Genomic DNA, 6,000 nt, shown 5'->3' on the forward strand with positions numbered 1-6,000 from the left:
CCGATAAAGTCCACGCCCTGACAGTTTTCTGTTGGGGCGTTGTTTTTTCTTTTATGGTATGACTGAGCTCTGGGGTTGATTAGAATAGCGCTATTTCTTCAGGAGTCCGTCGTGACTGAATCATCTACTACCGACCAGGCTTTGCCTACGGTCATAACGACGGGAAATGCAGTACTGCGGTTACGCCAGCAGCGGTTATCCGCGTCTACCCGCCCGTATCGCGCCCGTGGTTGCCGCGCTATTCGCTGCCAAGGCTGCCTGCTGACTGAGCGTTTTTGTTTGTGTGACACCATCAAACCACAACCGGCCAGCAGTCGCTTTTGCCTGATCATGTTTGATACCGAACCCCTTAAGCCCAGTAATACCGGCCGACTAATTGCTGATATTCTGCCAAACACTCAAGCCTTCCTCTGGGCGCGAACAGAAGTTGATCCTGAGCTGTTAGCCGCAATACGCGACCCTTCTCGCCAGCCTTATGTGGTCTTTCCGGAAAAATATGCTGACCCTGACCGGCTGGTACTCAATCAATTACCTGTAAGCGATAAACCACCGTTATTTATTTTACTGGATGGTACCTGGACTGAAGCTAAAAAAATGTTCCGCCGAAGCCCGTATCTTTCCGAACTACCTATGTTGTCGCTAAATGTCAGTAACACCTCGGATTATCTACTGCGGGAAGCACAACGCCCGGAACAACATTGCACTGTCGAGGTTGCCGCCGCCCTGCTGCAACAAGCTGGTGATATTCAGGCAGCGGATGGATTAACCGCGCATTTCCACTATTTCCGTCAGCAATATTTAGCCGGAAAACCTCATCATCCAGTGGGCCGAGTCACAGCAAGTATCGAAGATATCGCATAAAATCAGTAAAGCAGCCTCTAACTTATGCAACTTGAAAGATGACGGGGATAATATGAGCCAACGTGGATTAGAAGCACTACTACGCCCGAAGTCTATTGCCGTTATTGGTGCCTCTGAAAAACCGGAGCGTGCAGGTTTTCTGATGATGCGCAATTTGCTGGATGGCGGGTTCAATGGCCCAATCCTCCCTGTCACCCCTACTCATAAAGCAGTTTGCGGTGTATTGGCTTATGCCAATATCGCCAGCCTGCCCATCACGCCTGACTTAGCCATTTTATGTACCCATGATCGCCGTAACCTAACTCTGCTGGAGGATTTGGGTACCCGTGGCTGTAAGGCTGTGATTATCCTGTCGGCGGCAACTGAACAATTTCCTGAGCTAAAAGCCTGCGCGCAGCGTCACCACATGCGCCTGCTTGGCCCAAACAGCTTAGGTTTGCTGGCACCGTGGCAAGGGTTAAATGCCAGCTTCTCACCAGTTCCTATCAAAAAAGGCCGACTGGCGTTTATCTCCCAGTCAGCAGCGGTAGCTAACACCATTTTGGACTGGGCGCAGCAACGGGAAGTGGGGTTCTCTTATTTTATTGCGCTGGGCGATAGCCTGGATATTGATGTCGATGACTTACTCGACTTCCTTGCCCGAGACGGTAAAACCAGCGCTATCATGTTGTATATTGAGCATATTAGCGATGCGCGTCGCTTCTTATCGGCTTCACGCAGTGCCTCGCGCAATAAACCGATTCTGGTGGTAAAAAGTGGCCGCAGCCAACGCGCCCAACAGTTACTCAATGGTCAACAAGGGTTGGACGCCGCCTATGATGCCGCCATTCAACGTGCTGGGCTGTTACGGGTTCAGGATACTCACGAGCTATTTTCGGCAGTAGAAACGCTGAGTCATATGCATCCACTGCGCGGTGAGCGGCTCCTAATTGTGAGTAATGGAGCAGCCCCAGCGGCAATGGCATTAGATGAGTTAATTAGCCGTAACGGTAAGTTGGCTACACTCTCTGATAGTACCCAATCCGCGCTGAGTGCAGCGCTACCACCTTTTGTTTCCTTACGTAACCCAATAGACCTGCGAGATGATGCTAGCGCCGAGCGCTATTTAGCGGCGCTTAAGCCCTTATTGGACAGCACCGATTATGACGCGCTACTGCTGATCCACTCACCGAGTGCTGCGGCACCAGGCAGTAAAACCGCTGAGTTATTGATATCGGCCATCCGCCAGCACCCACGTGGCAAGCGTATTACTTTGCTAACTAATTGGTGCGGTGAATATTCATCACAAGATGCCCGGCGTTTATTTACGGAAGCCGGTATCCCGACCTATCGTACACCAGAAGGCGCGATAACCGCCTTTATGCACATGGTGGAATACCGCCGTAACCAAAAACAGTTGAAAGAAACACCGGCGTTGCCTGTCGGCCTCACGGCCAATACTGCGCATGTACACCAGTTAATTCGCCAGGCGCTGGCAGAAGGAACGACTCAACTGGATACCCATGAAGTACAGCCAATCCTTGAAGCCTATGGCCTGAGCATGCTACCAACCTGGATTGCCAGTGATAGTGTTGAAGCGGTACACATCGCCGAGCAGCTAGGATACCCGGTGGCTATCAAACTCCGCTCGCCAGATATTGCGCACAAGTCAGAAGTTCAGGGAGTCATGCTATACCTGCGTACCGCAATGGAAGTGCAACGAGCCGCAGACGATATCCTCGATCGCGTGAAACGGACTTATCCTCAAGCCCGTATCGACGGTTTACTGGTACAAAGTATGGCAAACCGCGCTGGAGCACAGGAGCTGCGGATTGCTGTCGAGCAAGATGCCATCTTCGGCCCACTGATTATGCTAGGGGAAGGCGGTATTGAATGGCACCATGAAACACAGGCCGCCGTTGCATTACCGCCGCTGAATATGGCATTAGCCCGCTACCTGATTATCCAGGCGGTCAAAGGTGGAAAAATCCGCAGCCGTGGTTCACTGCAACCTTTGGATATCCCGGGGCTAAGTCGCTTGCTGGTGCAGGTCTCGAACCTGATTCTTGATTGCCCTGAAATCTCACGTTTAGATATTCATCCCGTGCTTGCTTCTGGCAGTGAGTTCACGTTACTGGATGTATCAATGCAGTTGGCACCTGTTACTGGTGACCCACAAGCGCGGCTGGCAATTCGCCCCTATCCACACGAGTTAGAACAAACCGTGGTGCTAAAAGACGGATCTGATTGCCTGTTTCGCCCCATCTTGCCGGAAGATGAACCGCTACTAAAATTATTTATCGATCAAGTGACTAAAGAAGATCTCTATTATCGCTACTTCAGCGAAATCAACGAATTCAGTCACGACGATTTGGCGAATATGACCCAAATTGACTATGATCGTGAGATGGCCTTTGTTGCTGTGCGCCAAACAGCGGCAGGGCCGGAAATCATTGGCGTTACGCGCGCGCTGTCCGATCCTGACAATATAGATGCAGAATTTGCGGTATTGGTGCGCTCAGATCTAAAAGGGCTGGGGCTGGGACGAGAATTGCTTGAGAAAATGATCCAGTACACCCGTAGCCACGGCTTAACACGCCTCACCGCGGTCACTATGCCCAACAACCGCGGCATGATAGGGTTGGCGAAAAAACTGGGTTTTAGTATTGATGTGCAGATGGAGGATGGGATCGTTAATCTGGAGCTGACACTTTGATTTCAATTACATGAATCGGCGTGATATAGCCCACATAGATAAGCGATTCAGTCTACGGTTGGCAAAACTTGCGCACAATCCGGAAAAGTAGTGGTATTATCGCCCGACTCTATGGATTAGTGTTTTTTTGGATATGGCGGTTCTGCCATCAAATAACAAGAGAAGAAGCGCACTGTGATGTTGTCAAAATTCAAACGTAGCAAACATCAACAACACCTTGCACAACTGCCCAAACTCCCCCAGCCAGTTGATGATGTCCAAACGCTTTATTGCCCCAAGGTTTTCCGCTCTACTCTGCTGGAATTGATAGGCCAGGCGACCAAACGTATCTATCTGGTGGCGCTTTACCTTGAGCAGGATGATGCAGGTCGCGATGTGATGAACGCCCTCTATCAGGCCAAACAACGGCATCCTGAGCTAGAAATTTGTGTATTAGTAGACTGGCATCGTGCGCAGCGTGGCCGTATTGGGGCCGCTGCCGTTAATACTAATGCAGATTGGTATTGTGAGATGGCAGAGAAGCATCCGGACGTCAGTGTTCCGGTTTATGGTGTCCCGGTGAATACCCGCGAAGCCCTTGGCGTATTACATCTGAAAGGTTTTGTTATTGATGACACCGTTATATACAGTGGTGCCAGCATCAATGACGTCTATCTCTATCAAAATGATAAGTATCGTTATGATCGTTACCAATTAATCACAAATCCATCATTAGCCAATATTATGGTTGATTATGTGAAGCAGCGGATTCTGAGCGCAGGTGCTGTTCAACGTCTCGATCGCACCGATCGACCGACTAATCCCGAGATCAAAAACGAAACCCGCCAGTTTCGCTCATCACTGCGAGATATCGGTTATCAATTCCCAGCACAGGCTGGTAATGACGAGTTAGCAGTGACTCCGTTGGTTGGGCTAGGTAAAAAGAGCCAACTCAACAAGACAATTCATCATTTAATGGCTTCTGCTGATGAACGCCTCACTATCTGCACGCCCTACTTCAATCTGCCCGCATTGTTAGTCCGCAATATCATTTATCTGCTGCGCGAAGGTAAACAGGTTGAGATTATTGTTGGCGACAAAACAGCAAACGACTTTTATATTCCAGAAGATCAGCCGTTTAAAATTATCGGTGCCCTGCCGTATTTATACGAAATCAACTTGCGCCGCTTCCTCAGCCGCTTACAGCGTTTTGTGGATAATGGCCAACTGATTGTTCGTTTATGGAAAGATGGCGACAATACCTATCATCTGAAAGGGATGTGGGTAGATAATAACTGGCAGTTGATTACGGGTAATAACCTGAACCCACGCGCATGGCGCCTGGATCTGGAAAATGCCATTTTGATCCACGATCCTAAGCATGAGATGCATGAGCAGCGAGCAAAAGAGCTGGAATGCATTCGAACTCATACTAAAGTTGTTTCACACTACCTTGAACTTGAGAATATTCAGCAATATCCGGTCAAGGTACGTAAGCTGATCCGTCGCTTACGCAGAATTCGTATCGACCGGCTGATTAGTCGTATTCTGTAAATCTAAAACAAAAAACCCGGTGCTACGCCGGTTTTTTTGTCTCAGGCCAAAGGAGAGACTGCATGTGGTGCTCACCTTATCTTCGTCCATTAATTTTTGCCCCGCTACTTTTTGCCAGTTCTGCATGCACCCATACAGCCAATGACAGTTGGACGGGGAAGGACAAAGCACAACATTTCTTTACCTCTGCCGCATTGGCTGCTGCGGGTACAGCCTATGGCGAACATCAGAATTGGTCTGATGTAAGAAGCCGTAATTTCGGTCTGTTATTTTCGATAGGTATCGGCGCGGGCAAAGAGCTATATGATAGCCGCCAAGGTGGTACTGGTTGGAGTTGGAAAGACTTTGCCTGGGATGTCGCCGGCGCGGTGACTGGTTACAGCCTCTATCAGGCAGTCAATTGACACGTTACCCTGTTTATCGTATATCATGCTCGGCTCGTCCCTGTCAGAACCATAAAGCAAAAAAGGCCACCCGCCAGGGTAGCCTTCTCTTCTATTTAGGTTTTTCACGCACAAGAATTCACACTAAATTCCATGCAAAAACTATTTCTATCGCTTTTTATATTTCACACATAGCAAAAACCCCACGCTTTTGGCATGGGGTCTCGGCTTATTTGATGCCTGGCAGTGTCCTACTCTCGCATGGGGAGACCCCACACTACCATCGGCGCTACGGCGTTTCACTTCTGAGTTCGGCATGGGATCAGGTGGGACCACCGCGCTATGGCCGCCAGGCAAATTCTGTTTCAATTAACCCGCTACACAGTTCCCTGCACAGCCAGCCAATCCAATCTGGAATCATCGCTGAAAATCAATATCACTCTCTCAAATACAAAACACCTTCGGTGTTGTAAGGTTAAGCCTCACGGATCATTAGTACTGGTTAGCTCAATGCATCGCTGCACTTAC

General features: G+C 49.4%; 4 protein-coding genes and 1 rRNA gene. 4 read left to right on the forward strand and 1 reads right to left on the reverse strand.

What is annotated here, in order from left to right:
- Window positions 1-111 precede the first annotated feature (111 nt).
- The 4 genes from FTB31_RS16065 (at window position 112) to FTB31_RS16080 (ending at window position 5,493) form a co-directional block, all read left to right on the forward strand.
- Window positions 112-861, forward strand: coding sequence for a tRNA-uridine aminocarboxypropyltransferase (locus FTB31_RS16065; protein WP_227731585.1), 750 nt, complete (start codon window positions 112-114; stop codon window positions 859-861).
- Window positions 862-913: 52 nt separating this feature from the next.
- Window positions 914-3,556 carry a bifunctional acetate--CoA ligase family protein/GNAT family N-acetyltransferase gene (locus FTB31_RS16070; RefSeq protein WP_077174590.1) on the forward strand — a complete coding sequence of 881 codons (2,643 nt, stop codon included), beginning with the start codon at window positions 914-916 and terminating at the stop codon, window positions 3,554-3,556.
- Between the two features lie 180 nt (window positions 3,557-3,736).
- Window positions 3,737-5,089, forward strand: coding sequence for a CDP-diacylglycerol--serine O-phosphatidyltransferase (gene pssA, locus FTB31_RS16075; protein ID WP_400189470.1), 1,353 nt, complete (start codon window positions 3,737-3,739; stop codon window positions 5,087-5,089).
- A gap of 62 nt (window positions 5,090-5,151) precedes the next feature.
- Window positions 5,152-5,493: a YfiM family lipoprotein gene (locus tag FTB31_RS16080; RefSeq protein ID WP_050078969.1), complete on the forward strand. Its 342-nt coding sequence runs from the start codon at window positions 5,152-5,154 to the stop codon at window positions 5,491-5,493.
- A 217-nt stretch (window positions 5,494-5,710) separates the two neighbouring features.
- On the opposite strand, the gene rrf is transcribed toward FTB31_RS16080, so the two are convergent.
- Window positions 5,711-5,826: ribosomal RNA gene (gene rrf, locus FTB31_RS16085) — 5S ribosomal RNA — on the reverse strand.
- Window positions 5,827-6,000: the final 174 nt, after the last annotated feature.

It is taken from the genome of Yersinia proxima (assembly GCF_902170785.1).
In the GTDB taxonomy this organism is placed as follows: Bacteria; Pseudomonadota; Gammaproteobacteria; order Enterobacterales; family Enterobacteriaceae; genus Yersinia; species Yersinia proxima.

Bases quoted from the DNA above. Each gene is read 5' to 3' on its own strand.
- FTB31_RS16080 (WP_050078969.1), top strand. From the start codon at position 5,152: ATGTGGTGCTCACCTTATCTTCGTCCATTAATTTTTGCCCCGCTACTT.
- FTB31_RS16070 (WP_077174590.1), top strand. From the start codon at position 914: ATGAGCCAACGTGGATTAGAAGCACTACTACGCCCGAAGTCTATTGCC.